The following is a 24,193-nucleotide window of genomic DNA, read 5'->3' as shown; positions in this document are numbered from 1 at the left end:
CCATGTGGACCCTGGAACCGGGCGCAGAGCTGATTGTCGGCGGTGCCGCATGGCGGGTCCAGTCCTGTCTGCCCCACCTGGGCCGGGTTACGCTCATCGACGAGGAGGGCGGGTCGTGGAAGACCTCGGTGAGCGAGTTGATTCACCGTCCGGACTGCCGACCTTCCACTCGGACCCGCACGGACCTCTCGGCTGCGGACCGAGGTCGCCAGCCCAAGGCGATGGACGACCTGAAACAGGTGGAGCGCGACATCGTGACGCTCCGGCTGGAGCACCTGCGCGAGGTCGAGACCGGTTACCGCAGCGGCGACCCGCTGGACGCGCTGCCACATGAACCCCGTCCTCAATACGACCCGGACACCACGACCCTCACTCAGCGGCGGCTCGCGAAGGTACAGGAACTACGCCGAGCCGCTGCTGAAGCCCCCACGCAGGCGAAGACGAATGGGCTGCACCGGGTGAGTCTGCGCACTCTGGTGCGCTGGGACACCGGACGAGGCAAGTCCGGCCCGGTAGGTGTGGCGGATGACAGGTGGCTGCGTGAGGCGAGCGGCCACAAGATCTCGCCCGAGTTGCGTGAAGCCCTCTTCGCGGTGCACGCCGAGGCACAGCACCGCTCGAAGCTGACCATGCGAGAGAAAGAACGCCTCATCCATCAGTACATGCGCGAGGTGTTTGGTTCTGAGGATAACGCCAAGTCCGCCGACGTTCAGGAGGTGGAGATCCCCGGCTACGACACCCTGCGCGCCATCTGGAAGGACTGGTTCGGCTCCGACGGAGCTCGGCAGCGTTATGCGCGCTCGGCGGCGAAGGCGAAGGGGTACGCGACGGGCCAGCACGTCGTTGTGCACCGGCCCGGTCAGGTGGTGGCGCTGGACACCATGCTGCTGCCGGTCAAGGTGCTGGAGAACGTGTTCGGCGACCCTGTGTCGGTGCATCTGACGCTGGCTTTGGACGTCTACACGCGCTCGATCGTCGCATTCCGGCTCAGTCTCGTCTCCGACACTTCGATGGACGTGGCGATGGTGCTGCGGGACATGATGATGCCGTTGCCGATGCGCCCGGACTGGGGCAAGGACATGGAGTGGGCCTACCCCGGCGTCCCCGGCACGGTGGTCGCGGACTTCGCCGGGCACGAGGTGGCCGGGCTTCCGTTTTTCGCTCCGGAGACCGTCACCACTGACCACGGCTCCGTCTACCGCAACCACCACCTGGTCGAGGTACAGAGGGTTATCAAGGCGAACATCAAGCCCAGCCGTGTGCTGCGTCCCACCGACAAGTGGTCCGTGGAGCGGACTTTCGGCGCCATCCAATCGCTCGTATTCGGGATCCTGCCTGGCTATCAGGGCATCGACACCGCCGACCGCGGCGTGGACCCGGAGGCCGACGCCTGCCTCACGGTGGCGGAGATGGAACATCTCATCGCCACGTGGGTCGTGAAGATCTGGCAGAACCGGCGCTTCGGCTCGTATGCGCCGAGCTGGGACCCAAGCGGGGCTCACAGTCCCAACAGCCTGTTCGCCGCAGCCATGGCCCAGGGCGGCTTCGCACTGCGGATACCCTCGGCCGAGCTGTACTACCAGTTGCTGCCGCGGCACAAAGTCATGATCCACGGCAAGCGCGGCGTGAAGATCAAGAATCTCTGGTACGACGGCGACGCCCTGGATCCCTACCGGGGTGAGCTCTCGCGTCGCGGTGGGCGGCACAAGAACAAGTACGTCTTCCACCGGGACCCGCGAGATCCGTGCTTCGTGTTCTTCCAGGACCCTCGGACCCACGACTGGCACACGTTGCGCTGGACGGGCCTTCCCCAGGACGGCGAGATGCCGGCGTTCAGCGATGCCCGGGTGCGGGAGGCCATGCGGGAGCTGCGCAAGCGGGGTCTGGCTCCGAAGGCGGACGCCGAACTGCTGCCGGTACTACTGGAGTTGATCGGCGGAAATGTGCCCGTGGATCAGTGGCCGACCCAGCTTTCCAAGAAGCAACGCACCGAGCACGCACGCGAAGTCGCCCAGGCGGCCGCAGCCGCCGCCGACCGTCCCTCAGACGCGATCAAGAGGGAGCCGCCGACACGGCCCGTCGCAATTCCCGCAGCACGTGAGGGTTCCGAGGACGGCAAGGTCGTGCCCCTGCGCCCGAAGGAGCGTGCCCAGCAAGTACACGACGCAGTGAACGGCGAACGCCAACGCCGCCGTGAAGCCGCCGTCCCCGATCAGCTACTCCCACCACCCGACCTGTCCGAACGGCTGCGTACCTCCAGCCTGTTGGCCCTGCCAGACGACGACTCCGACGACGACATCACGGCCGGCGAGGCCGAGGAAGAGGCCAGCCAGTGACCTCCCAGCAGATCCCACTGTCGTTTCTCCCCGGCCCGGCGGTGGACCGCACCACCTTCGAAGGCTGGAACCGATGGTGCCAAACCCGCAATGCCTTCATTCCCGCACAGATCCTGACAGCACAGGAATACGGCCGCTTGACGAAACGGCAGAAACGCATCCACGACCTGCATCGTCTCGCGACGCACAGTTCCCTGCCGATCCAGGCCACCCCGATGAGCGAACGTGTCGCCCACGCAGTGCTGGCGCGCGTCGAGGACGGCGCCTTCAGCCACAAGGCCGGGACCCGCGGCGGCATCATGGTCAACGGAGACGGCGCCCAGGGCAAGACCGAAACGATCTGCGAGGCCCTGGCCATCTTCCAGGAGGAGTGGCTGGCCCTCAACAACTACGCGAACCCAGACGCCATGCCCGGCACCCGCGACCTGGTCGCCCCAGTCGCCTACGTACGCTGCCCGGTCAAGGCCACCCCCATCTCCACCTGCCAGCGGATCCTCGACTTCTACGGCGAGGACTACAAGGGCATGCGTCTGGAAGACCTCGTGCGCACCGTCAAGACCGCCGTCATCGAGCACGCCACGAAAGCACTCGTGATCGACGACATCACCCGCCTCAAGCTCCACCGGGAAGCCGACCAGGACGTCCTCGACCTGATCCGCGAAATGATGAGCATGCCGGTCACGCTCATCCTCGTCGGCGTCGGCATCCCCACCTCCGGCCTGCTTCGCGAGGGCCTGCGCGACCCCAAGACCGGGGAGTGGGTCTACGGGCCGGTCAAGGACCGCGGCCGCAGCCCCAACGACCACGCCGCCAGCCAGCACGAACGCCGCTTCCAGTTCATCGACCTCGATCCGTTCAACTACTCCACAACTGCGGAGATGCAAGCCTGGATGGTTCATCTCCGGCGCCTGGAAGGCGAGTTGAGGTTGCTCAACAACACCGACGGCATGCTCACCGACGGCGGCATGCCCGAGTATCTGTTCGACCGCACTAAGGGTGTGGTCGGCATTCTGGAGAAGCTCATCCAGCACGGCTGCCGCCGCGCCGTGGAGGACAAGAGCGAACGCCTGACCAAGGACCTGCTCAACCAGTTCACCGTCACCCCCGACGACATGCCCGACCTCGACGCCGAGTCCGGCGAACAGCCCCACATCCCGCCCCACGACCCCACGTCGAAGAAGAAGTCCACCGGCCGCATCGCCGTGTTCGACGACAACGGCCCGGCCGAGAGCAACGCCGGATGACCGAACCGCGGCGCCGCCCCTTGGCACGCTGCCTGGCACCACTGTGGTTACCGCCAAGTCCCATCACTGTGTACGACGACGGTCTGGCTGCCGTCGGCTCTGGCGGGTCACCCACGTGCAGCGTCGTGCACTGGTCCGGAACTGGAACCACTGCCAGATTTCCGAAACGAAGGAACCGACTTGCGAATTAAATTGCCAGCCTGGGCCATCCCTGCTGCCGTGCGACACCAAGATCCGGTCCATTGACGACACGTCCACTGGCGCGAAGCCTCGCACCGCTACCGGAAGAGTCCCTGACAGGCCTGCTCCTGCGCTTGGCCTACCGGCTGGATCGCTCGCCCGCCAGGATCGCCTCCCTATGCGGGCTGAGTCGCCACCAACACCGACTGCCCGCCGAGTACTTGATCGCCTTGCCTGCGGAGTCCAGCAAGGCTCTTGAGACCGCTGCATCTCTGCGCGCGGGTGAAACCAGTGCGCTCACCCTGTCAGCCATGGCCGCCTCCTATCCGCCGCTGGCCACGATGCGACTGGGCGGCAGCCGCAACATGGCCTCCGCCCGACGCACCTGGGCCTTCAACCTGTCCAGCCGCTACTGCCCCAACTGCCTGGCCGGCGACGGGAGCACCTTCCAGAACGTGTACGGCGGCCCGTGGCGACTGCGCTGGCATATCCCGGTCTCCTTCGCGTGCACCGCCCACAGCCGCCTCCTGGAGCAGGGGTGTCCGCAGTGTGGAGGTCATCCGAACCGGCCCTCGAACACCGAGCGGCAAGGGCTCATCACACAGCGCGCAATCAGTGGACTGCACCCGGCTCAGTGCCGCCATCTCCTCGATTCCGGCCCGGTCGGTGCCGACATCCGGACACCCCTGTGTGCAGCGCGACTCGACCAGACGGCCTGTACAGCCGAGCAACCGGACAGCGACCTTGTCATGATGCTCGCTCTGCAACGACGCATCGACCGACATCTGACGCCCACCAAACACGCGCACCCGACCAGCGACAACTACTCAACCTCAGAGCCGCATTTCTTTTCCGACTTGATCGCCGCCGCTCAACTCATCCGGCTCAGCTGGCCCGACGGTGCACGCTTCGCCCCTTCGAGCACCGCCGCAGATCTTGTTGCCCGCCACGTTGCCACCTGGAACGCCCTCCGCGAGGACCGCAGCCTGGGCAGGCGCGTCCGTAATGCATGGGCAGCTCCCGACGAACCGGCTGAGAGCGGAGCACTGCTGTTGGCCGCTGACACGCTGCTTGCCGACCGGGGCCAGGACAGTCCGGCTCTTCGCGAGCGGATCCAGCCGCTCGCCAACGCCGCGTTCTCGCGCAACCAGGCAAACATCAGCGCCACCTTCCGACGCATGGACGTCTCCCCAGACTTGTCAAGAGCCCTGGCCCAACGATCCCTCGGCTTCAACCGTGCTGGCGGCCACCACCACGCCCGACAACACGTGCCCTCACGCCAGAGCCAATTCGGAATCGAGCATGTCCCCGCTCTCTTGCCGGAAGCCTGGATCGAAGCGCACTTCGGCGATCTGACGTCCCTCTGGGACCCCAAGGACGTTTGGAAACCACGCCACCTACGCCGAGTAACATCCCTCAAGCTCGTCGAAATGGCTGGCGGCGGACCCTGGCCTCGATGCGCCGAGATCCTGGGAATACCTTGGACCACCGCCCAACGTAGTCTGACCGTACTCAAGCGAATCCTGTTGCCCGGCGGCCTCTGGCCGCTGCTCGACACGGCGGTCGAGGCCGTCGCTCAGGAATTGGATGCTGCCGCACTGCACGTGGATTTCGCTGCCCGTCGTCGAACGCTGAGTACATGGCAGATCCCTGTCGAGGACCTTACTGCACTCACAGTAGGCCTGGTCCGCCTTACCAACGTGGAGTCTTCTTCGATGCGGGCTGCGGTAACCGCGCTCGTGTGGGCTCGCGTGACGCAGGGCGACCACCTGCACAGCCCATCGATGCAAGCACTCCGCGATGCGCAGCAAAGCACCAAGCCCTTGGTATCAGCCATCGGACAGTTGCAGACCCCCTGCAACCACAGAGGAGCCAGACTCCGCCTCCTTCAACGCATCAGCGAATACGCCGATTGCCTCACCCAGACGCGCATTGAAGGGGACCGGTGTAGTTGAGGGGCCGGTCCATTTCCGGACACGCGACGCTGCTTGCGCGAATCGGCCCCTCCGAAGATGTGGTCGGTCGACATGTAGGTGCCGACGGTGCGGGTGGTGTCCCTCCCCGTTGTCGGCGCTGCCGATTTCGGGAGCCCCGGCGCACTACGCGGAAGGTCGGGAGCCCACTTTCTCTCCCCCGCCTACGTCGGGAGAAAGCTCAGCTCCCGTCCCGGACCTCGCTGACCGTGGGCAGCTTCCGCGACCACTTCGGCCACTACCAGCGCCAGATGTTCAACATCGACATGGCAGGACTCCCGCTGAAGACCGTCCTGGAGCAGCTCGACCTGCTCGGCGAGGAGGTCCTCCCGACTCTGCGCAAGGAGTTCGACGCCGGGCGCCCCGCGGATGTTCCGGAGGCCCCCACCCACTCGACCCTGCTCGACCGGCGCACGGCTCAGTCCGAGGAGGCGGCCAAGTGAACACGGACCTGAACATGAACACCGTCGAGCCGCTGCACCTCGCGGTCGTATCGGCCGGCTTGAGCGTCCCCTCCTCCACGCGTCTGCTGGCGGACCGGCTTACCGAGTCGGTGCGAGAGCAACTCGCCGACGCGGGGCGCGAGGTGGAGGTCCATCTCGTCGAACTGCGCGATCTGGCAGTCGACATCACCAACAACCTCGTCACCGGCTTCCCCTCCCCCACCCTTGAGGAAGCCATCGAGACGGTCACCTCGGCGGACGGTCTGATCGCCGTCACCCCAGTCTTCTCGGCGTCGTACAGCGGACTCTTCAAGTCGTTCTTCGACGTCATCGACAACGACGCCCTCACCGGAAAGCCCGTGCTGGCCGCGGCGACCGGCGGTACGGCCCGCCACTCGCTCGCCCTGGAACACGCACTGCGTCCGCTCTTCGCCTACCTGCGCGCGATCGTCGTGCCGACCGCGGTGCACGCGGCATCCGAGGACTGGGGCGGCAACGGCGATCCTCTCACCGACACGCTCCCCAACCGGATCGTGCGCGCGGGAGATGAGCTGACCGGGCTGATGCGCGGGCGGGTGAGTTCCGCCGCCCGCACGACGGCGGATGGCGTCGCCGTCGTACCGTTCGCGCAGCTCAGTGGATAGAGCAGGTGCCTTCTAAGCGCTTGGCCGCAGGTTCGAGTCCTGCCGGGGGCGCCCTTTTCTCAGCTCTCCTCCAGGAGGGCTTTTTTGCTGGTCAGACCATGCCCAGTCCTACACAGAAGAGCGCCGGACCCTCCCCCGGTGATCGCGGAGAGGGTGCAGAGCGTCGATGTGGCGCTGCCAAGCCGGCTGGCGGGCGTGCGCCGCGTTCACTCGGGGGAAGACGACGACCGGCAGGTCGAGCGTGCCAATGGCTTCGCCCACCTGCGTCAGTGCCACGTTGTCCATCACGCCCGAAGCCAGCTTCGCGACCGTATTGGCCGATGCCGGCGCGACCACGTAGCAGTCGACCGGCGGATGTGGTCGGGCCTCCCCAGGTAGTCGCGGCGCATGACGGGCAGGCCGGTCAGCTTCTCCAGCCGCTCGGCTTCGCCGGTCATCCGTAGCCACTCACCGGCGGTCGGTGTCAGCGTCACAGCCACTTGCCACCCTCGATCCATCGCAGGTTCGACAAGGCCGGTCCGGAGAACCTCCAATTCCCCGGCTGCCGAGCCGACGACTCCGAGCACGCCGCGCTTGGCTGAACTCACTGCATCCCCCGCACCGTTGAGTCACCACGAACACCTCGTACAAACGAGAGGCGCCGGTCACCGGAGGTTGCTTGATCAGGTTTCGCAGCGTCTCACGCACCCTGGGATTGTCGCGTACGGCGGCATCGGCGCCTCCTTGCCTACGCCACCCCATCAGCGACTGACAGACGCCGCGGCCGGGAAGAGGCACTCGCCGTCTGACCGGCGAACCCGCCCCCTGAAGATCAGGGGGCGAAAGGCCGATCTGCCCCGGCGTAGCCGCAGGAATGTCAGACCGCGTGGCTGCCCAGAACGGCCTTGCAGGCAGTGGGGAGTTCGCGCTGCGCACCGATACGTAAATGCCACGCACGTGGATAACCTTCGTGCCTAATCTCAATCCATGACAACTGCTACAGATGAAGATCAATACCTCAGACAGATCCTGGCTCTGCTGGAAGGCGCCAAGTCGTACGAGGCCCTCACGCAGTCCAACTCCAAGGGCTGGGAGGTCCAACCGGGCAGCGCCCTCGCCGGGGACGACGCCAAGACCGACCCCTACCAGGTGTCGCACAACGCCTGGAACGCCCTCAGCGTCGCCGTCGACCACCTGCACTGCTACCGCTCCTCGCTCGTGGGCGAGCAGCAGGGAACCAACCTTCCGCTCACCCTGCACACGCACGCGCAGTACTCGCTCCTGCGGGGAGCATTCGAGAACAGCGCCCGAGCGGTGTGGTTGCTCGCGCCCGCGAACCGCCTCGTACGCGTCCAGCGCCGCCTCTCCCTCCAGGCCGGCGAGTACCGCCACTCCGACCACATGCTGGAGTTGCTGAAGCAGCAGCCTCAGCGCCCGTCGGAGGAGCGCAGGCAACAGTTGACCGACCTGGTGGTGGCCGCCGGCGCCGATCTCGGCGACGCCAAGAAGGCGCTGCGGTCCCCGGACTACAAGGACATCGTCCGCGAAGCCGGGGCACAGACCACGATGGGTGCCGATCAGGCCGAGATCGTGTGGAGCAGCTGCAGTTCACTGGCGCACGGCGACGTCTACGGCACCCTGAGCATCCTGGAGCGCAACGTCATCTACACCCAGGGGGGCGTGAACCTCACTCAGATCACAAGCTCCCCCCAGGTCTTGTGGTGGGCGACGGACCGAGCGGTCGCGATGATGCAGCGCGGCTTCGACCTCTTCAAAGAGAGGGCCACCTGCCACCGCTGAGCCAGCACTTCCGCCTCCATCGATGAAGGCGTCGGCCTGTTCAGTCGGTAAACGCTCACGGCTCGTTCCGTGCGGCCCTCATGTTCCGTTACGGAAGAGCCTTGTTGCTCCGGAACAGAACGAGTGTTGACAGCGGACGCTGCACTCGCCGCTGTCCATGCACCATGGCTGCAACCAATGCCGGGAGCCAGACGTGAACAGGCCCCCGCCTTGGTGCGGTCAGGTGTGCATCAGCGGTCCTCCACGATGAAGCAGGCACGTTGGTAGAGCTCGTCGAACGTGATGACCTCGACGTCCTGGATGGATCGCCTGTACTGCTCAAAGGAGGTGATCTTCTCCGGGTTCGCCGCGCCGCTCTCCGTGAACTCGCTGAGGCTTCCGATCACCAGCACCTGTCGGGGGCGGACGGTGGAGACTTCGATGCCGGTCGGCGCGCCGTCGTCCCGGTAATGCCTGTGCAGTTCACCGCTGACCAGTTGTTGGGCCTTGTGGGCGGTCTTCTGCACCTGCGCCACGGCGCCGACGACGTCCTTGGAGACCTGGTAGACGTCTGGGAGCCGGTACGGCGCGCCAGCCAGCAGCCGCGTCATGTGGGTCTTGATCTCGCAGAACAACAGGCTGCTGATGAAGCCCTTGGAGCGCATGACCGCGTCACTGCGCTTTCCTGCCCCCGTGAAGATGTTGGCACCAGTCGTGATGCGCTCCAGCTTGCCGTCGTCGAAGGGGCCACAAGCGACGAGGGTGAGGCCGTACCCGAAGATCCACGGATTCTCCTCGAAGAAGCCCTGCCAGACCGCTTCCGGCCCTGCCACCTCGCGCTCTCGCTCGAAAAACTCCGGGTCGTTCAACAGCTGTCTGAACCGTAGGAGTTGCGCCTTGCGGTTGCTGATCAGCCGGATGTCCTCTTCCGTGAGGGCGCCACCGACGGCGGTCCTGACGGCTTCGAGGAGCGTCGTGCGGTCCTGGTCGGCCAGGAGCCGAGCCAACTCGGCTTCGTCGCCGACGACTAGCCGCAGGCTGCTTCCCGGGAGGTCCAGCCCGACGCAGCTCTGGAGGAAGCTGATGACCTTCCAGAAGCTCTCGTGGACATCTCCTGTGTCAACAAGCGCCTTGACGATCTGAGGCGCCTCGGTACCGGGGATCGCCTCCGTGGCCGGCGTCTTCGCAGCCTTGGCCTTGTCCTTCTTCCACAGTTTGATCCTGGGCGAAAGGACGCCGTCCTTGTTGATGAGGGTGACGTGGCACAGCGTGGCCACCTGCGGCCGGTCGTCGAGGAGGAATTCGGTGATCAGACGACCTCGGCGGGTGTCGTAGAAGTAGGGAAGTCCGGTGCCGCGGATCTCAAGGTCCGAGAAGTCCTGCCGTGCGACGTCGAACTCCGGGTTCAGCAGACCGATGCGGAGACGCCGAGCGATGGGCGGATCGGGCTCGGCCGTCTGGTTCCTCCAGTCCGGCGGGACGGTCGGCAGGGGCTCCATGCCGCCTTCGACCACGAGGGACTGAACATCCTCGCGCCGGGCCCTGGCGAGCACCGATTCCAGCCGCTGCCAGATCGCGTCGGTGACCGCTGCTGTGAACGCGGGCAGCAACGCGCGGTCCACGGTGAGGACAGCCTCGTACGTATCGTCCGTCCATCGGTCACCGGGCATGGGGTGGTAGATACCGCCGTCACGGCGCAGCGTCAGGGCGGTCGCGCGGAGCAGGTCGCGGGCCACCTCCTCCCCGTCGCGGTCGAGGAGGCCGTACGTCTGCCCGAGAACAAGGTCGAGTTTTCCGGTGTCGTCGTCGGCGAGCGGCAGCGAGACCACGGGGCCAGTGGGCTGCGTGGGAATCGCCTCGTAGATCGGCCGACTCGACAGGAACTCGAAAGCACGGAAGGTCCAGCCGTCCGGCCCCAGAAGGCGGTTCAACTCCTCGACACGTCGGGATGACTGGTCGACGTCGGGCTCTACCTCGGGATGAACGAGCCGTGCCAGGAAGGCGAGAAGCATCTCATCGGGGCCTTCGAGGAGTTGGAAGCGCGGGTCCTCGAAGACCCAGTCGTCGGGCCAGTCCAATGGGTTGTTGATCCGGTGCTGGACGATGTCTTCGCGTGCCGTCGTGAACCGGCGATCCGTCGACGGCAGCCTGTCCAAGTCGTACACGCTCTCCAGGAAGTCGGTCTCCTCAAGCCGTCCCCACCAGGGGCCGCCCTCGCCGCGCAAGTAGCCAAAAATATCGCGTCGCGTCACCGCCGTGATCTTCGGTGTGCTTTGCGGTGCCAACAAGGGCTCGGCCTGAGTCATGCTCCCAGGATGGACGTACGTCGGCTCATAAGGGGGCTGTTGGGCACTCTTGGATCTCTTTGGCTTGAGCGAGTGGCGTCGTCATCCAGAGCTCCAACGTGGCGAAGTCAGTCTGCCGCGCCAATCCTTCGCAGCCCCCGGGAACGCTGGCAGCGCAGACGCCACCATGTCCGTCACCACGCGGCTGGCGCTCGACAGAACCGGCATGCTTCACGCCGTGCTGATCTGGCTGACCTGCGCTCCAGCACGTGCCATTCACCGGCCAACGCTGGGGCCCTTCTTCGCTGAAGAGCCACCCATTCCCACCCAGCTACAGGCGGCCTGACCAGCACCCCAACACGCCTGACGCCCCATCAGAACGAGCATCAAATGAGCGTCACGAGCGTCATTTCAGCGTCAAGATATCGCCCGTAACGCCCACACCGCACATAATGCGCACACACAAAACCGCAGGTCAGGACACCTTGGCCACCGGTTCAAGGATCGCGACACACTCCACATGATGGGTCGTATGAAACAGCTTCAGACCCGACACCTTCCCCTCCTCGGTTCGGAGATCGAGAACACCGACGAGGGGTGCGATTGTTTCCGCGATCGCCTTCGAGTGCGTGAAGATGCTGTGAGAAGCTACGTCCAGGCCAGGGGGAGGCACTGGCGTCCCACCAGTCCCACGGGCGACTCAATCCCACATACGTACGCCTCCCCCGCTCCTCCGTGAAGCCGCTCAGACAGTCGGCGTCACGGGGCCAGCAGGGGCATCGCCTCGAAGGCGTGGTCCTGCCACAGGAGGTGCGAGGCCTCCTCGGGGTACACGGTGACCGACGACGGCGTGTGTCGAAGATCCGGGTGAGGCGCTGCTCGGAGTCGTACGCGGGCCAGCCCTGGTCGCCCGACGCGGCGAAGGACGTGCATCGAGACCGTCGATCAGCCCCCATGACAGCGCGGTCGTCGCGTCCAGGGCCGTACCGGTGAGCGCAAGGTGGAGAGTCCGCCACCGCCCGATCCGGCGCGGAATGCTGACGGTGCCGCCCGCGCCGGGAATCAGTCCCATGCCGATCTCCGGGAGTCGGAACGTGGTACCGGGCGCGGCCCTGACCGTTCCCGCGAAAGCGGGCAGCTCGATGCCGGAACCCACACACGTGCCATGCACCCGTGCTTCCATACGCGTCCGCAGTTCGTGCAGGAGCCGTCCGGCGCCCGCCCGGGTGCGGACGAAGTGAGCGACGACGGGGTCCTGTGCCGTGCCGAACTCGTCCAGGTCACCGCCCGAGCAGAACGCGGGACCAGCGCCCTTGAGCAGCACGCGGGAGATGGTGCCGTCGAGGGTGGCAAGGGTGAGGGCCTCGATCAGGGCGTCCCGCATGTGCCGGTCATAGGCGTTGCGCCGTTCCGGCCGGTTGAGGACCACCTCCAGTACGTCTCCCTCCCGGCTGACCAGTACGGGATCGCGCACGGGCGCCGGCTGCGGACGCGGACCCAGCGTGCCGAGCCAGCGCCGGAACCCGGCGCCGCCGAGCAGGGACGAGTACGCCAGCGACTCCGCGTCCAGGGCATCGCGCACCGGAAGCGACTCGGTCATGCGCAGGAGGGCGGCCAGTACGAGGGCGGGCTGCGGGTTGGCCGTCACGGCGGCCACGATCTCGGTCAGAGCGGTGGCGGGGTCGGACGCGGGGACGAAGGCTCGGTCGTCCGACGGCGGTTCGTGCCTGGTGAGCGTCAGGTCGAGGGCCCTCGCCAGCGCTTCCGCTTCGGGAGGCTGTTCGCCCCGAGCCGCCTGGGAGACCCCGACGAGGATGCGGTCACAGGTCCGGGCACGGCGGACTGCTGCAGCGACTGCCTCGGGAGCGATCGGTTCATCGAGGACGACTGCCAGCACGGGGGTCATGGCCCGCGCGCTCGCGTCCAGCAAAGGAGTGTGCGCCGCACCGTCCGCCAACTGTGCCGGACTGATCGAGGGCACGGACGTCATCGAAGCCACGCTCCTTCAAGGTCACGGCACGGGACCGCGAGTGTATCGTCGGCCTGGTGTCGACCGTCATGTCGGATTCCTACTGCTCATCGTCATGAATCTGCCCCCTTCGCCCTTGGCCGACTGGGCGTCCAGCGGCATCGTGTCGCTCACCGGACGCGCAGACGGACCACCCCTTGTGCCTCCCGGATGCGCGGCCACGTATGCCCGCGAACTGTCCGAACGGATCTACGAGCTGACGGCCTGCACTCCCTCGCCCGTGCGGGTCGACGGCGCCGGGCTGCTTGCCGAGCGGGCCGCGTTCACCGGCCACTCGCGGCGCGGCCGGACCTCGCCCGGTGGCGCGTGCCGGCTGCTTCCCGTCGCGGACGGCTGGGCTGCGGTCTCGTGCGCCCGCGTCGACGATCCGGCCCTGCTCGGCGCCCTGGTCGGCTCCGAGCTGACCGGCGATCCCTGGCCGGCTGTCGCGTCCTGGCTGCGGGACCACAGCGGTGCCGAACTGGCGGAGCGCGCCGAACTGCTCGGCCTCGCCGCCGGTACGGTCGCGTCCCCTGCTACCGCCCCTCCCGCCCGATCGCCGTCGCACCTGGTATCCCGGCCCGTCGACGGCCTGCTCGTGGTGGACTTCAGCGCCCTGTGGGCCGGGCCGTTGTGCAGTCACCTGCTCGGGCTGGCCGGCGCTCGTATCGTCAAGGTGGAGACTCCGAGCCGCCCGGACGGGGCCCGCCGCGGACAGCCCGACTTCTATCGGCTGTTGCACGCGGGACACCGGTCCGTCGTCCTCAATCCGGATACCGCGTCGGGCCGGCGTGCCCTGGCCGCGCTCGTGGCTGCGGCCGACATCGTCGTCGAGGCGTCCCGTCCGCGCGCGCTGGCCCGCTTTGGGCTCGACGCGTGGGCCGCAGTGGCCGCGGGCACCACCTGGATCTCCCTCACCGCCGCAGGGCGCGCGAGCGGACGGATCGGGTTCGGTGACGACGTCGCGGCCACCGCCGGACTCGTCGCCCGGGAACCCGACGGCACCCCGCTCTTCTGCGGGGACGCCATCGCCGATCCGCTCACCGGGCTCACGGCCGCCGCGCGTGCGCTCTCCGCTCCCGCCGACGGCAGCGGCTTCTTGCACGACATCGCGATGACCGATGTCGTCGGTGCCACGCTGGCCCAGGATCCGGGACCAGCCGCTGCCGCTCGCCGTTCCACGACGGGGTGGGTCCTGGAGACGGACCGCGGGTGGATCCCCGTCGCGGCCCCCCGGCGGCGCGAACCGGCCGGAGACGCACCCAGCATGGGCGAGAACACCGCCGAGGTGCTGCGCGATCTTGGAATCCCCGCGCTATGAGCCGCCTCCGCCGCGTCATCAACCTCCTCTTGCACGACGCCGAACTCGAAGACGGACGCCGGGCCGATGTACGTGTCGTGGACGGACGCATCGCGGCCGTGGCCCCGAACCTGTCACGCAGTTCCGGGGAGGAGACCGTCGACTGCCGCGGTGGCGCGTTGCTGCCCGGTCTGGCCGACCACCATCTCCACCTGCACGCTCTCGCCGCGCATCGGCACTCGGTCCGGTGCGGCCCGCCCGTCGTGCGGGACCGACACGGCCTCGCCACCGCGCTCGCCTCGGCGGCCCCCGCCGCGCACGGCTGGATCCGCGGCGTCGGCTACCACGAGACGGTCGCCGGAGATCTCGACGCCGCCGCACTGGACGCCATCCATCCGCAACGTCCCGTACGCGTCCAGCATCGCAGCGGCGCCCTCTGGATACTCAACTCTCTTGCCGCGAGGGCCGTTTCTCTCGATGCCGGTGACCATCCGGGGATCGAGCGGGACGCCTGCGGGAAACCGACCGGCCGGTTGTGGCGCGCCGACGACTGGCTGCGCGGCCGGCTCCCGCGCACCGCGCCGCCAGGCCTTGCCGCCGTCGGGGAGGAGCTCGCCCGCTTCGGCATCACCTCGGTGACCGACGCCACGCCCGATCTCGCCCCGGAGGCGCTGGCCGCCCTCACCGGCGACATGGGGAGCGGGCTGCTCCCGCAGCGGGTTCTCCTGCTGGGTGCACCGCTGGACTTCGCGGCCGACGGCTCTTCACCGGGGCACCCGGCCGTCGGCCCGTACAAGATCGTGCTGGCCGACTCGGGGCTTCCCGCGCTCGACGACCTGGTCAAGCGCATCCGTGCGGCGCACGCTGTCGGCCGTGCCGTCGCCGTGCATGTCGTGACCCGCGAGGCGCTCGTACTGCTGCTGGTGGCGCTGCGGGAGACGGGCGCCCTGCCCGGTGACCGCATCGAACACGCCGCCCTGGTTCCCAGGGAGTTGATCGCCGACATCGCCGTTCTGGGAGTGCGGGTGGTGACCCAGCCCGGCTTCCTCGCCGACCGGGGCGACGACTACGTCCACGACGTGCCCGTCCCGGAACACGCGGATCTGTATCGCTGCCGGTCTCTCCTTGAGCACGATGTACGGCTGGCCCTGTCCTCCGACGCCCCCTACGGTCCGCTCGACCCATGGGGCGTCATCGCGGCGGCCGTACGACGCACGATCCCGGGCGGACAAGTCGTCGGCCCGCAGGAGGGCCTCACCCCGGCCGCCGCCCTCGACGCGTTTCTGAGTGCCCTCGACGATCCCGGCGGACCGCCCCGACGTGTCGGGGTCGGTGCAGTCGCCGATCTGGTCCTGCTGCATGCCGGGCGGACCGAGGTACTCGCTGCTGCCGGGGTGGAGTTCGTCCGGACGACCTTTATGGGAGACCTTTCTGCGAACGTGCGCGCGCCCGGCCCAGTAACCGGCCGTATCAGGTGAGCTCGGCCGTCGCCGGCTCCGCACCGGCCTCTGGGGCGGCGTCGACGCGTGCCGGGGAACCACTCGTGACCGCCTTCTCTGTGTCCCCGGCCTCCTCGGACAGCCGCTCCATGCCGCTGATGGTCTTCAGCGGCTTCTCCTTGACGAACAGCACGGCCATCAGGGCCAGCAGCGCGAAAGGCGTGGCGACGAGGAAGGGTTCGGCGGTGGCGACTCCGTAGGCGTGCTCGACGATGCCCCGCATCGGTGTCGGCAGGGCGGTCATATCGGGTACGCCGCCCTCGCCGGCCTGACTACCGCCGGGCGCGACACCCGCCTCCTTGAGGCTCTTGGCCGTCTCGGATGCGACACGGTTGGCCAGAATCGCGCCGAGCACGCTGGTGCCGATGGTGCCGCCCATGCTGCGGGAGAAGGACAACACCGAGGTCGCGGCGCCGAGTTCGGCAGCAGGGACGTCGCTCTGCTCGGCCAGCGGCGAAGGAGGAGCCCGCAGGGGGGAGACCCTGCTTGGACCGGGAGGGACGATGTCCCGGCGGCGGTGGAGGAGGTCGTCGGGACACCGACGAACACCGTCAGGCAGGGCCTCATGGCTGCCGAGGACGTCCAGTCGGCGCGCAGGTCACCCGAATCCGCCGCCCGCTCTCACACACGCCACAGCTGCGCACCCGGGCGTGCCACGACCATCTCGGGTGCGACTGCGTTGGCGGACAACTTCGTTACCGCCAGAGCCAGTTCGGCAACGTCCTCGACCCGGATCATCCGGCTCGGCTCGCCCCGGTCACGGAACCACGCCGTCATGTCCGTATCGACATAGCCGGGGCAGATCGCCAAGGCCGTGCCGGACCCAATGCCGCACCGCATCGGCTGAAGCGTGATGGGCAGTTCTGGTCCGAACGCCCCGCCTCACTGCTGTCGCCGTTCCCAAGCAGCGGTCGGCCGACGGCGACGACGAGTTGGGGGGTCCGCGGTGCGATGCGGAACGCGAGGTTCGGGGTCAGGGAAACGGAAGGGTCTCAGGCCCAAGTGCCGGCGCCAGTCCCCCGGCCGCCGCGAGGGTTAGCAGAGCCGCACGGCCGCGTCGCCACCCTCACCAAGGCCGGCCGTGAACTCACTGGCGTAGAGCCGATACGTGCTGGTCGACGACCGCTGGGGCCATCTCCTGGGCATGTTCGAGGACGTGGAGGCCGGGAGGGCGGCCGTTCGTCCCCGGCGGCCCATGCGGACGAACGCAGCCACTCGGCGAGCGGAGGACGGACCATCAGGACCTCAGGTGCCGTGGAGTGTTCGCAGCCCTCGCCCCATCGGTGAATCGAGATGGGGACAAGAATTCACTTGACCCGCGAAATGTCCACACCGCGCACTGGCGCTGGACGGGCGCCGAGCACTGTGACGGAGTGGCAGCGGAGGAACCGTCCGTGGCGGCTTGCGCGACGAAAAGATGAGTTACGTTCACGTCTACTCGGACGAGAGTCAGAAGTTCGAAAACAGCATGTTTGGAGGTCGCAAGCCCGGCGCCGGTGTGCCGATCGACATCTGCGGCCTGAGCGCCATCCGCCACGCCTGCGTCCGGGTTTGGACGCAAAGCGCAAACCTGTCCACCTTCAGGGCTGAGATGTTGAGCGGTGTTCAAGGTCTCAGCCGAGGGGAATGCGGCCGGGTCTGACCGACCGCCCACTCATTTGACACCAGTTAAACCACTCGCTTTACTTCTTTGAAGCGGTCGGCTTACTTTTTGAAGGAGCCGGCGAATTTGGTGGCCGTCGTGGCGGCACAGGTCAACGGCGAGGTTGCTGGGAGGTAACGACACTGGCGGGCTGAGACGGTGCGATCGGGGCGCAGCAGGGCCACGTGGGAGGTAGTTCTGACCGGGGGCGAACGAACGCAGGATCCCTGCGGGCTGACCCGCGCCATCGCACGTAAGCACATCGACCAATGGAAACGTGTGCGGATGACGGTGGCCGCCGACACTGTCCGCTCCTCCGAGATCTGCGACCGGGTGTCCTGCCTGGCACGCTCAGGCACCGAACACCCGACAGCGCAGGGCAACTCCTTCTGGTTCGCACGATGCTGGCACCAGGTCACCTGCGCCCCAGCGCTGCACGACATTTTCATCAGCGAGTCTCTCGGCCACCCCTCACTACGGCTGCTTCTGCTCGATCCGAACCAATGCGCGCCCGGTCTGCGACCAGCGGTCCGCACCAAGCGCTAGGCCATGACTCCTCGTGGCACGCATGTCCGCCGGGCGCGAACGAGCGTTCACCGAAGACGGCGCCGCCTGCCAGCTCACCTGGGAAAACCTCGCCACCAGCCTCGTAACGCCATCGCCGGACCGAGACCGCCCTGGGCGACTCCGTTACCACAGGAAGAGAACAACATGGAAAGGACAGTGCAGTAGCGATGAGCGACACAACGACCTCTGCGGGAGAGAACTCAGCAGAGATTCCAGCGTTTCCGATGTCCAAAAATACGGCGGCCTGCCCGTTCGATCCGGCCCCAGACCTGTACACCCAGCGACAGGAGGGGCCGCTGACACGGGTGCGGTTGTGGGACGGCAGCACCCCGTGGTTGGTCACCGGCTACAACGATCAGCGGTCGGTGCTCGCTGACCCGCGGGTCAGCGCGAATCTCAACACTCCCGGCTTCCCGAGCACGTCACCACCCGTGGCCGCCGCGAAGACCAGCCTCTTCCGGATGGACGACCCGGAGCATGCCCGGCTGCGCCGAATGATCACCGCACCGTTCGCCATCAAGCGGGTCAACGCCATGCGCCCGGCAGTGCAGAAGATAGTGGACGACCAGATCGACGCGATGCTGGCCGGTCCAAAGCCGGTGGACCTGGTGGAAGCCTTCGCCCTACCGGTGCCCTCAGTAGTCATCTCCGAACTCCTCGGCGTCCCATACGACGCTCACGAGTTCTTCCAGGACAACAGCCAGATCATGGCCAGCCGCAACTCCACGCCCGAGCAGAAGTCCGGGGCCGTCAGGACACTGATCGAGTACCTGCACGGCCTGATCTCGGACAAGGTCTCCAATCCCGGCGACGACCTGCTGTCGGGGTTGGCCGAGCCGATCAAGACTGGGGAGCTGACCCAGCAGGAGGCAGCCGGGTTGGGCATCCTGTTGCTGGCCGCTGGACATGAGACCACCGCCAACATGATCGCCCTGGGAACGCTGGCGCTGCTGCAACACCCCGACCAGCTCGCTCTTCTCCGCGAGTCCGAGGACCCGAAGGTGGTCACCTCCGCTGTGGAGGAGTTGTTGCGCTATCTGAACATCGCTCACGACGGGCGGCTACGCGCCGCGACGGAGGACTTCGAGGTCGCCGGCCAGATCATCCACGCCGGCGAGGGTCTGATCATGCCGAACGAGATCGGCAACCGTGACCCGGAAATCTTCGACGACCCAGACCGGCTGGACATCACCCGCGACGCGCGCCGCCACGTCGCCTTCGGCTTCGGCGTCCACCAGTGCCTCGGCCAGTCACTGGCCCGCGTGGAACTGCAGATCGTCTACAGCACCCTCTACAAGCGGATCCCCACGCTGAAGCTGGCCACCGAACTCGATCAGATTCCGTTCAAGGACGACGGAATAATCTACGGCGTCTACAAACTCCCCGTCACCTGGTGACCGAAGCGATCTGCTGTTCGATCGCGGACTTTTCCTGAGCCGTGGGGTCGGTGCCCTCGCTGATCGCGTCGAGGAAGAACTCCGGCGTGAGCATCTTGAGGCCCAGACCCTCGGCGAGGGGGGTGACGATCGACTCGGAGGCGCCGATGAGGGTGCCCGCGTACTTCGCCTTGATGTCGGCGATGGTCTTGTTGTACGAAGCGAGGGCCGTGTCCTCGAAGGTCATCTCCTGCGCGTCGAAGTACGCGGCGTCGGCCGCGTCGATCTTTTGCAGTCGGCGGTGATCTGCTCGATGACCTGGTGCACATTGGCGGGCGTTACCAGCGGTGCGGGTTGCCGCCCGGCTTGATGCCCACCAGGTCGCCGACCTTCAGATCGGTGCGGCCGCTCTCGGGGTTGGCGGACAGCAGCTTGTCGGCCCAGGCTTCGTAGCCGATGCCGTTGACGACCGTGAAATGGGCGGGGGCGACGGTGCGGGCGTCAGCGGCGGTCGGCTCGTAGTCGTGCGGGTCCGCGTTCGGATTGTTGATGATGCTCTTCACCTCGACGTGGCTGCCGCCGAGCTGTGTCGCGATGCTGCCCCAGAAGTTCTCCGCCACCACCTGGATCGTCTTGCTCTTCTGGCTGTCGGCGGCCGTCTTGGAGTTGTCCGAAGAACTGGTCGAACAGGCGCTGACGGCGGCCAGCGCGGCGATGGCGACGACCGCGCCGATGGCGGTGCGGGTGCGAAGGGCTATGGCGGTTCTCATCCGAACCACATTCGGGACGAAGAGAGCTCTCTGCGCCGAGCCGAAAGTGAACATCCGCTCCAGCCGTCCGGTTCCCGCTCCTGTCCTGCGGCCACGCACTTGGCCCGTGTCTCCCGCAGACGGCGCCTGATCGAGCTCTTGCCGCTCGCCCCCTGCCCGCGACGCCCGGACACAGGGGACGTGTCCCCGCTAAGGGCTCGCAGAGAATCAACATGCTGATTTGATCTTCATCGGCAGGTGGGTTCCGTACTGGTCGAGGTGGGCGGCCACGTCGGTCGGGCACGCCCCCGCTGCGGCGGTCCCGCGTGTCAGCCCAGGTCGCCTTGGACCAGAGCACGGCCGGGCAGGGCTGTGCCAGGGGCACGCAGTCCGTCGAGGATCAGGGACGTTGCCCGGTGCAGCATCATGTCCGAGAGTTCAGCGTCGGCAGTCGGAAAGTGCTTGACCAGCAGCGACAGCAGCACGCTGATATCGCCCACGCCGATGTCCGCGCGTAGGCTGCCCTCCCTCTGCGCGGCAGCCACCAAGCCGTCGAGAAGTCCGAGGATCTCGTCCCTGACGCCCCCGATCTCCGGATCCCCGGTGATGATCGTGTGGGCCCGCTCCGACAACAGCGCCAGCTGGGACATCACACGCAACTCTCGCGAGTGCGCAAGGAGACGGGTGATGGTGTCCCACGCGGTCGGCTCCTGACCGGCTGCCGCCTTCACCTCGTCCAGCACACGTTCAAAGCTGTCTCGCGCCACGGCCCGGATCAGTGACTCACGGTCGGGGAACCGCCGGTAAAGGGTGCCCACGCCGACTCCGGCTCGCCGGGCGATCTCCTCCATCGGAACATCGGGGCCCTGCTCCTGGAACACCGCCTTCGCGCCCGCCAGGATCTGGTCGCGATTACGCCGGGCGTCGGCTCTCATCGAGGCGTGCGAGTCAGCAGTCATGCGGCCGATTCTCGCAGGGCGACCGGCCGGTCGAACCGGAGAGGTGGGCGAATTTCGTCCGTTTCGATACGGCCGGATCTCGAAGCGGAAGAAACTTGTCCGAGCTGCCGAGCGCATCGGAGCGTTTCTCCTGATCCGTCGCGCACGCCGCGCGCTCCTCCTCTACGTCCGCATCCGAAGCACCCGCACGATGCCGATCTGCTCCCGCCCAGGCCCCCACGAACCGCCTGCCACCCGGTAGCCCTGGCGCGCACGCGTCGTGGGCGTCTCGCATCTGCTGCTCGAAGGAGATTTCCATGACCAGAACCGCCCGCGTCACCGGAGCGTCCTCCGCTTTCGAGGCCGCCCTGACCCGAGCGTTCGCCCGGAAGCGCGCGGGTTCGCGGATTCCCGGACATGATGACGCCGGAACCGGATCGCGTGCGGCGCTCAGATATGGACGAGCGCGCGGGTTCGGGCTGGCGTGGCCTTCCTCGCCTCAGCCGGCTGTCTCGGGGTCAGGCCAGGCCTGGGCGGCGTCGCTGAGGGCGCCCGCCAGGGCTCCGAGCAGGAGCAGAAGCGCGGTTCGGGAAGGCGGGGCTGGAGCCGTGCGCCGAGGTAGCCGCCTATCAGCCCTTCGGCGCCGCAGGCCAGACCTAGCCACCAGTCGGGCGCGACGGGCCCGGGACTCGCCTGGCCCGGCCACCACATCGAACAGCAGGTTCGTCGGCGTGACGGCGGGACTCGGGACGCCGAGGACTCTGAGCTGGACCGACAGGAGGAAGACCGTCCCGGACGCGCGGCGGCGTAGCCGATGTCCGACCTCGGGTCTGGTGGGCTCGCATGTGGGGTGTCGTCTTTTCGTGGCGGGTGGTGGGGTGGTGTGTGTGGTTGCCGGGGCGTATCGGCTCATGTGGTGCCGGTTTCGTCGGCGAGGCGGGAGGTTGTCCTGCCGTGGTAGTTGAGGGCTCTGGCGATGACGGGCGCGGGGGCGTGTCACCGTACGGGCTGTGACTCGGCCGGGGCTCGGGAACTCCTCATCTTGGAGGGCGGCGAAGTCGGCGTGTGGCTGTTCAGCGGCTTCGGGGATACGCCTCGCGTTTGGCGTGCTCGGAGAGCGCCCGGTAGATGCTTGCGATCGAGGGGTTCTGTTCTGTCCCTTTCGCTTGCCGGTGGGGATGATCAGGTCGGGCTGGATCTGCTCTGCTGGTGCAGGGCTTCGATGTAGGCGTTGAGCGCTGGTGAGGTTTGGGACTCTTGGCGGATCACGGCGTAGAGCCGTCGGGTCAGGCTGGTCCCGGCGATGTCGCGAATGGCCAGGCGCGGGTCTGCGGCTGGCAGGGTCAGGTCGGGCAGCAGGGTCACTGCGCCTGCGCTGCGGACGAGTTCGAGCTGGACATCGGCATCGTTGGATCGGTGCCGGAGGTCGGGGTCAAATCCTCCGTGCGCCCGGCAGGTCCCGATGATCATTGCGTGGTGTCCGGTACCGCTGCTTGAGGAAGCCCATACCTCGTGGCGCAGCGAGGAAAGTGCAACGGGCCCGGGGCGGGTGGCGAGAGGGTGCCCTGCCGGCAGAACCAGGCGTGTCCCTTCGTGAAGGAGCAGGTGATGGTCCACGCCGTCGGGGCGCGGGCGGGGATGGCCTTCGTACTCGTCGCTGATGACGAGGTCGACGGTTCCCAGGCGCAGTTCGGGTAGGGCCACTTCGAGTTCGAGTTCGGTGATCTCGATCTCGACGAGGGGGTGCGAGCGTGCCACTTCCACCAGGGCGGGGATGAGCAGACGGCGTGCTGCCGATTGCAGGCCCACGGCTCGGATCCTGCCGCGGACTTCCTGGGTCAGGTTCGCCAGTTCGGTTTCGGCGGTTTCGGCGACGTTCAGCAGGACGGCGGCGTGACGGGCCAGCACTTTTCCGGCGTCGGTGAGCCGGACTCCCCGTCCGGCCGGCTCGACCAGGCGGGCACCAGCTTCCCGCTCCAGTGCTGCCAGCTGTTGGGAGACCGCCGAGGGGCTGTAGCCGATCGCGGCGGCCACGGCGGCGAGGGTCCCCCGCTCGGCGAGTTCGCGAAGCATCCTCAGGCGGCGGAGATCAGACAAGACCATCCACAAATCCTAATGAATCAGCTCCATCATTCATCGCTGGTCCTTATCGGTGAGGTGGGGGACGCTGGAGGTCGCCGCCGGTCGATCGGCACCTCACGCTCCTCGCCTCCCTCGGAAAGCACTTACGCTCACATGAACGCGCGCACCCCCTCCGCCCTTGCGTCCGGGATTTCGTCCTCGGTCGGAGCGTCGGTCATCTTCGGGATCATTTTCATGATCCCCCCGCACCTTCTGCCGCTGGATCCCGAGCAGATCCTGGGATACCGCATCATCGCGATGGTCGCCTTCCTGGCTGCCTTCTTCTGCGCGGCGCGGATGTGGGACCAGGCCGCGGCACTCGTCGGCCGTCTGCGCGCAACACCGCATCTGGTCGGCGTCCTGGTCGTGGACGCCGCTCTTTTGGGGCTGCAACTGTGGCTTTTCGGATGGGCGCCCCAGAGCGGACACGGCCTCGATCTCTCTCTGGGCTATCTCATCCTGCCGCTGGTCATGGTGGTGGTCAGCGTCGCGGTCTACCGCGAGAAGCTCTCCCGCTGGCGGATCGCGGCCGTGCTCTGCGCCGCTGCGGGAGTCACGGCGGCCGTAGTCGTCGCTGGCGGGCTGCGCTGGCCCACCCTGCTCGTCGCACTGGGGCTTCCGCTCTACTTCATCAGCCGACGCGCCTTTGCCCTGGACTCCGCTGCAGCCCAGCTCTTCGAGCTCAGCGCGATGCTCCCCTTCTCGGTCTTCGTCCTGACGGCCAAGCCGTCCCTCGGCACGGTCACCCACCGCCCACAGCTGATCGCCGGACTTGTCCTGCTTGGGCTTCTCAGTGCCGCCGGGTTCGCGCTGTACCTGACTGCCAGCCGTGTCCTGCCGTTCTCCCTGTTCGGGGTGCTCAGCTACGTCGAGCCGGTGCTGCTGGTGCTGGTTTCCCTGACGTTCCTGGGCGAGCCGTGGCAGTCGGCTGACACCTTCGTCTACATCCCGATCTGTGCCGGGCTCGTTCTTCTCGCGCTTGAATCGGCAGCAAAAGAACCCGCCGAGCCGAAGCAGCCCGCCCCTCAGGTCGACAGCGCACACCCGTGACCCAACGGCTGCGGGCCGAGGCCGTGGGTCGCCGACAGCCTGCCCCGGTAACGGCCGGGGCAGGCTGTCCGTTCAGCGGG

Annotated in this window: 16 protein-coding genes, 1 tRNA gene and 2 pseudogenes; 11 read left to right on the top strand and 8 right to left on the bottom strand. The window is 67.3% G+C overall.

Annotated features, from left to right (window positions below; genetic code table 11):
* The first annotated feature begins 2 nt into the window (after positions 1-2).
* From ACIQTP_RS18635 to ACIQTP_RS18610, 6 genes and pseudogenes are all read left to right on the top strand, one after another.
* On the top strand, positions 3-2,336 hold the full coding sequence (locus ACIQTP_RS18635) for a transposase (protein ID WP_403401058.1): 2,334 nt from the start codon (positions 3-5) through the stop codon (positions 2,334-2,336).
* A gap of 137 nt (positions 2,337-2,473) precedes the next feature.
* The gene (locus tag ACIQTP_RS18630; protein WP_403401022.1) at positions 2,474-3,580 is read left to right on the top strand and encodes an AAA family ATPase; all 1,107 of its coding nucleotides are present in this window, start codon (positions 2,474-2,476) and stop codon (positions 3,578-3,580) included.
* Positions 3,581-3,822: 242 nt separating this feature from the next.
* Positions 3,823-5,715, top strand: a complete 1,893-nt coding sequence (locus ACIQTP_RS18625) for a TniQ family protein (RefSeq protein WP_403401020.1) — start codon at positions 3,823-3,825, stop codon at positions 5,713-5,715.
* 209 nt (positions 5,716-5,924) lie between these two features.
* Positions 5,925-6,176 (top strand): annotated as a pseudogene (locus tag ACIQTP_RS18620) (5,10-methylene tetrahydromethanopterin reductase); the annotation flags it as partial.
* A gap of 14 nt (positions 6,177-6,190) precedes the next feature.
* Positions 6,191-6,820, top strand: a complete 630-nt coding sequence (locus tag ACIQTP_RS18615; protein WP_403401057.1) for an FMN reductase — start codon at positions 6,191-6,193, stop codon at positions 6,818-6,820.
* Positions 6,807-6,868, top strand: a tRNA-Arg gene (locus tag ACIQTP_RS18610). Before ACIQTP_RS18615 ends, ACIQTP_RS18610 begins: the two co-directional genes overlap by 14 nt.
* Positions 6,869-6,928: 60 nt before the next feature.
* Here the strand turns inward: ACIQTP_RS18610 and ACIQTP_RS18605 are convergent.
* Positions 6,929-7,156 carry a flavoprotein gene (locus ACIQTP_RS18605; RefSeq protein WP_403401018.1) on the bottom strand — a complete coding sequence of 76 codons (228 nt, stop codon included), beginning with the start codon at positions 7,154-7,156 and terminating at the stop codon, positions 6,929-6,931.
* A gap of 630 nt (positions 7,157-7,786) precedes the next feature.
* Between ACIQTP_RS18605 and ACIQTP_RS18600 the strand changes: the two genes are divergently transcribed.
* Entirely contained in the window at positions 7,787-8,599 is an 813-nt protein-coding gene (locus ACIQTP_RS18600) for a hypothetical protein (protein WP_403401016.1), read from the top strand.
* A gap of 230 nt (positions 8,600-8,829) precedes the next feature.
* On the opposite strand, the gene ACIQTP_RS18595 is transcribed toward ACIQTP_RS18600, so the two are convergent.
* Both ACIQTP_RS18595 and ACIQTP_RS18590 read right to left on the bottom strand, forming a co-directional pair.
* A complete protein-coding gene (locus ACIQTP_RS18595; protein ID WP_403401014.1) occupies positions 8,830-10,884 on the bottom strand; it encodes a Shedu anti-phage system protein SduA domain-containing protein in 2,055 nt (684 codons plus the stop codon).
* Between the two features lie 724 nt (positions 10,885-11,608).
* Positions 11,609-12,853: an enoyl-CoA hydratase/isomerase family protein gene (locus ACIQTP_RS18590; RefSeq protein WP_403401012.1), complete on the bottom strand. Its 1,245-nt coding sequence runs from the start codon at positions 12,851-12,853 to the stop codon at positions 11,609-11,611.
* Positions 12,854-12,947: 94 nt separating this feature from the next.
* On the opposite strand from ACIQTP_RS18590, the gene ACIQTP_RS18585 reads away from it, so the two are divergent.
* Positions 12,948-14,192: a CoA transferase gene (locus ACIQTP_RS18585; protein WP_403401010.1), complete on the top strand. Its 1,245-nt coding sequence runs from the start codon at positions 12,948-12,950 to the stop codon at positions 14,190-14,192.
* Positions 14,189-15,649, top strand: a complete 1,461-nt coding sequence (locus ACIQTP_RS18580) for an amidohydrolase family protein (RefSeq protein WP_403401008.1) — start codon at positions 14,189-14,191, stop codon at positions 15,647-15,649. The genes ACIQTP_RS18585 and ACIQTP_RS18580 overlap by 4 nt, the downstream gene beginning before the upstream one ends.
* Here the strand turns inward: ACIQTP_RS18580 and ACIQTP_RS18575 are convergent.
* Positions 15,642-16,121, bottom strand: a pseudogene (locus tag ACIQTP_RS18575) (MFS transporter); the annotation flags it as partial. The gene ACIQTP_RS18580 and the pseudogene ACIQTP_RS18575 overlap by 8 nt on opposite strands.
* A gap of 1,925 nt (positions 16,122-18,046) precedes the next feature.
* Here ACIQTP_RS18575 and ACIQTP_RS18570 point away from each other — a divergent pair.
* Positions 18,047-19,276, top strand: coding sequence for a cytochrome P450 (locus tag ACIQTP_RS18570; RefSeq protein WP_403401006.1), 1,230 nt, complete (start codon positions 18,047-18,049; stop codon positions 19,274-19,276).
* On the opposite strand, the gene ACIQTP_RS18565 is transcribed toward ACIQTP_RS18570, so the two are convergent.
* From ACIQTP_RS18565 to ACIQTP_RS18550, 4 genes are all read right to left on the bottom strand, one after another.
* The gene (locus ACIQTP_RS18565) at positions 19,266-19,502 is read right to left on the bottom strand and encodes a hypothetical protein (protein ID WP_403401004.1); all 237 of its coding nucleotides are present in this window, start codon (positions 19,500-19,502) and stop codon (positions 19,266-19,268) included. The two genes, ACIQTP_RS18570 and ACIQTP_RS18565, sit on opposite strands and share 11 nt — an antisense overlap.
* A gap of 91 nt (positions 19,503-19,593) precedes the next feature.
* The gene (locus ACIQTP_RS18560) at positions 19,594-20,025 is read right to left on the bottom strand and encodes a metal ABC transporter solute-binding protein, Zn/Mn family (RefSeq protein ID WP_403401002.1); all 432 of its coding nucleotides are present in this window, start codon (positions 20,023-20,025) and stop codon (positions 19,594-19,596) included.
* A gap of 308 nt (positions 20,026-20,333) precedes the next feature.
* Positions 20,334-20,963, bottom strand: coding sequence for a TetR/AcrR family transcriptional regulator (locus ACIQTP_RS18555; RefSeq protein WP_403401000.1), 630 nt, complete (start codon positions 20,961-20,963; stop codon positions 20,334-20,336).
* A gap of 1,161 nt (positions 20,964-22,124) precedes the next feature.
* Entirely contained in the window at positions 22,125-23,045 is a 921-nt protein-coding gene (locus ACIQTP_RS18550; RefSeq protein ID WP_403401055.1) for a LysR family transcriptional regulator, read from the bottom strand.
* A gap of 12 nt (positions 23,046-23,057) precedes the next feature.
* On the opposite strand from ACIQTP_RS18550, the gene rarD reads away from it, so the two are divergent.
* A complete protein-coding gene (rarD, locus tag ACIQTP_RS18545) occupies positions 23,058-24,113 on the top strand; it encodes an EamA family transporter RarD (RefSeq protein ID WP_403400999.1) in 1,056 nt (351 codons plus the stop codon).
* The last annotated feature ends 80 nt before the right edge of the window (positions 24,114-24,193 follow it).

Origin of the sequence: Streptomyces sp. NPDC090798 (assembly GCF_044768965.1) — a bacterium.
Classification (GTDB): Bacteria; Actinomycetota; Actinomycetes; order Streptomycetales; family Streptomycetaceae; genus Streptomyces.
The sequence above is the reverse complement of the archived record's forward strand: the minus strand, read 5'-3'. Positions and strand labels throughout refer to the sequence as shown.